The 3,233-nt window shown below is 73.2% G+C and carries 4 protein-coding genes; 3 read left to right on the forward strand and 1 reads right to left on the reverse strand.

Annotation, left to right across the window (positions count from 1 at the left end):
• The 3 genes from AC08ON_RS03965 to AC08ON_RS03975 all read left to right on the forward strand — a co-directional run.
• Nucleotides 1–419 (forward strand): 5-oxoprolinase subunit B family protein (locus AC08ON_RS03965; RefSeq protein WP_476616473.1); only part of this gene is annotated, 419 nt, incomplete at its 5' end.
• Between the two features lie 24 nt (nt 420–443).
• Nucleotides 444–1,310: a 5-oxoprolinase subunit C family protein gene (locus tag AC08ON_RS03970; protein ID WP_011437360.1), complete on the forward strand. Its 867-nt coding sequence runs from the start codon at nt 444–446 to the stop codon at nt 1,308–1,310.
• Nucleotides 1,311–1,387: 77 nt separating this feature from the next.
• The gene (locus tag AC08ON_RS03975; RefSeq protein WP_476616474.1) at nt 1,388–2,377 is read left to right on the forward strand and encodes a CAP domain-containing protein; all 990 of its coding nucleotides are present in this window, start codon (nt 1,388–1,390) and stop codon (nt 2,375–2,377) included.
• A 59-nt stretch (nt 2,378–2,436) separates the two neighbouring features.
• Here AC08ON_RS03975 and AC08ON_RS03980 read toward each other — a convergent pair.
• Nucleotides 2,437–3,233: hypothetical protein (locus AC08ON_RS03980; RefSeq protein WP_476616475.1), on the reverse strand; the 797-nt coding region annotated here is incomplete at its 5' end.

Here is a 3,233-nt window from a genome sequence, read left to right on the forward strand (position 1 = left end):
AGGCCGGTCCCCCGCTCGACCGGAACGTCGTGACGATACCGGTGCGCTACGACGGTCCCGATCTGGCCGAGGTCGCCCGGCTCAGCGGACTGACTCCGGCGCAGGTCGTGGACCGGCACGTACGTGGCCGGCACCGGGTCGCGTTCTGTGGCTTCGCTCCCGGCTTCGCCTACATCGCGGGCCTCGACCCGGCGCTGCGCGTGCCACGCCGGGACAGCCCGCGCACCCGGGTCCCCGCGGGCGCGGTCGCCATCGCCGACGAGTTCAGCGGTGTCTACCCGCGGACCTCGCCCGGCGGATGGCGGCTGATTGGCCATACCGACCTGCGGGTCTTCGATCCCGACCGGGAGCCGCCCGCCGTGCTGGCCCCGGGCACGCGGGTGCGGTTCATCGCTGACGCCGCCCGGTCGATGTCGTGATCGAAATATCATGATCGGGATTTCATGATCGAAATTGTCGCGCCAGGTCCGTTCGCCACGGTCCAGGATCTCGGCCGGCCCGGGCTCGCGCACCTGGGCATCACCCGGTCCGGCGCTGCCGACCGTCGCAGTCTGCTGCTGGCGAACCGGCTCGTCGGCAACGTCGCGACCGCGGCGGCGGTCGAGCTCACCTACGGCGGCCTCACCGCACGGTTCACGGATCCGGCGCTGATCGCGCTGACCGGCGCGCCGTGCCCGCTGGAACTCGCCGGTCGCCAGATCAGCATGTACTCCCCGGTGGACGTGCCCGCCGGCGCGCTGTTGCGGATCGGGGCACCCGACCGGGGCCTGCGCACCTACCTCGGAATTCGCGGGGGGATCGGTGTCCCCCCGGTGCTCGGCTCACGATCGAGTGACACCCTCTCCGGGATCGGTCCGCAACCGCTGAGCACCGGTCGGCGGCTGCCGCGGGCGGCCGACAGCGCGGACCCACCAACCGTCGACCTCGCCCCGCTCGCCCAGTACCCGGACGAACCGACCCTGCGGGTCCTCGCCGGCCCCCGCGACGACTGGTTCACCGCGGACGCGCTGCCCACGCTGTTCTCCGCGTCCTATGAGGTGACGGCCCAGAGCGACCGGGTCGGCGTACGTCTCGTCGGGCCGGCGCCGCGCCGCCGGATCACCGCGGAGCTGCCCTCGGAGGCCGTCGTCACCGGGGGGATCCAGATCCCCCCGGACGGGCGGCCGGTCCTCTTCCTCGTCGACCATCCGGTCACCGGGGGTTATCCCATGCTGGGCGTCGTCGCGTCCGAGGATCTGCACCTGGCCGCGCAGTGCCGGCCCGGCCAGCGCATCCGGTTCCGGCCCTACCACAGCTGGACCACACGATGACAGGCGAGGAGCGCCACACGCGGAATTAGTTATCTTTGCTCGTATTGCTCCCGGGGGGGGAGACCCGAGGAGGCCTTATGGGTTCGGTTCGGCTGGGTTCGCTTCGGCTGGGTTCGCTTCGGTTCACGACCGTCATCGCCGCCGCGTCCGTGGCCGCCCTCGCAGCGGCGCTCACCACGGCCTGCCAGGCGTTTCCCGCCGGCAGGGCAGCGTCGGCGACGCCGTCTACGGGAGCCCGGGCCGACCAGGAGATCACGATCGCCGCGACTCCCGTCCCGCCGCACCCGTCCGGGGCGGCGCGCACGGAGCTCACCGCAGGGTCGTTCGCCCAGCCGACCACGCGGCCGACCACGCACCCGCACCCGACCACGGAGCCGGTCGCGGAGCCGGTCGCGGAGCCGGCGAGGACATCGTCGACGGCGTCGTCCGGCCTGTCCACGGCCACGGCCACGACCCCGCTACCGTCGCGGACCGGCGAACCGTCCGCGGGCCTGCCGGACGATACCCGCCTGCCGGTTCCGGCGCAGGCACCCCTCGTCGCACCGGGCACGAGCGTCGCACCGGGCACGAGCACGTCCGCGCCGGCTCCGAGGCGGACGCCGCCCGTCGCCCCGCCCCGGACCGGCACCGAGGCCGCCGAGGTGGTCCGGTTGACCAACATCGAGCGGGCCCGAGCGGGCTGCGGCGCGCTGACGGTCGACGCCCGGCTGGCAGCCGCGGCGCAGGCGCACAGCACCGACATGGCGGCGAACGGCTACTTCGGCTACACCGGTAGGGACGGTCGCGGCCTCGACAAGCGGCTGGCCGCCCGCGGATACACCGCCGATCTCGTCGGGGAGAACATCGCCGCCGGATCGCTCACCGCGGCTCGGACCGTGCAGATGTGGATGGACAGCGCCGATCGGCGGGCGACCATCCTCACCTGTGCCTTCACCGCCATCGGCGTGAGCTACGCCACCGGCGGCGCGTACGGCACCTACTGGACGCAGGACTTCGCCGGCGCCGACCCACGAAACCACTCCGGGCCGAGGCACCCCGCCGGCCCTGAGACGCACGGCCGGCCCTGAGACGCACGGCCCACCCTGAGACGCACACTTCCCCTGTTCCTCCCCGATGGATCCTTCCGTCAGCGGTGGCTGCGGCGCCGATGACGGCCGAACGCGCCCGTGCGTTCCTCGGCCCCCTCGGCCGGGGCACCCTCGGCCGGGGCACCCTCGGCCGGGGCCGGGGCACTGAGGCGGTCGCTGGGATAGACCTCCGACTCCGCCAGGGGGCCCGGACGCATGGCCGCCTGCTCCCGCAGTTCCCGCTGACGGCGCGCCGCGGCCACGTCGCGCACCCCCCGCACGCTCAGCCGACCCCACGCGGTCGAACCGAGAAAGAGGATCACGGCGCCGAGGCCGTAGAAGAAACTGATCCAGACGAGCGCCTGCCGGGCGGACCCACCGACCGGCCGGCCGAGCGCGCCGAGGTCCCAGGGTCCCGCCAGCGTCGGGCCGACGACGAACCAGGCGCCGGCGACGATCGCGAGCCACGCACCCAGCGCGGCGGTGCCCCGGGTGGAGCTCATCAGCAGCAGGAACCCACCGACGAATGTGGCGGCACCCGGCAGCACCTCCAACCAGAAGCGGGCCGACGTCCAGGTCCAGGCGCTGTTCGGGGTGAAGGCGAAGTCGAAGTACGGCCCGACGAACGGAATCAGCGCCCCCCACACGCCCAGGAGCATCAGCAGCAGACCACTGACCACACCCCGGCTGCGGGGAATATGCCAGGCGCCCAACCAGGGGGAGTCGATGTCGGCGACGTGGGTCATCAGGAGCTCCTTCGGTGGCCAACGCCAGGAACGTGCCCCGCCCGGTGCCGATGAACCCTCACCGACGGCGAACCCCGATCCACGAAACACCAGGTCACCATCACCGCCGG

The organism is Frankia sp. CoWAU3, from assembly GCF_977971855.1.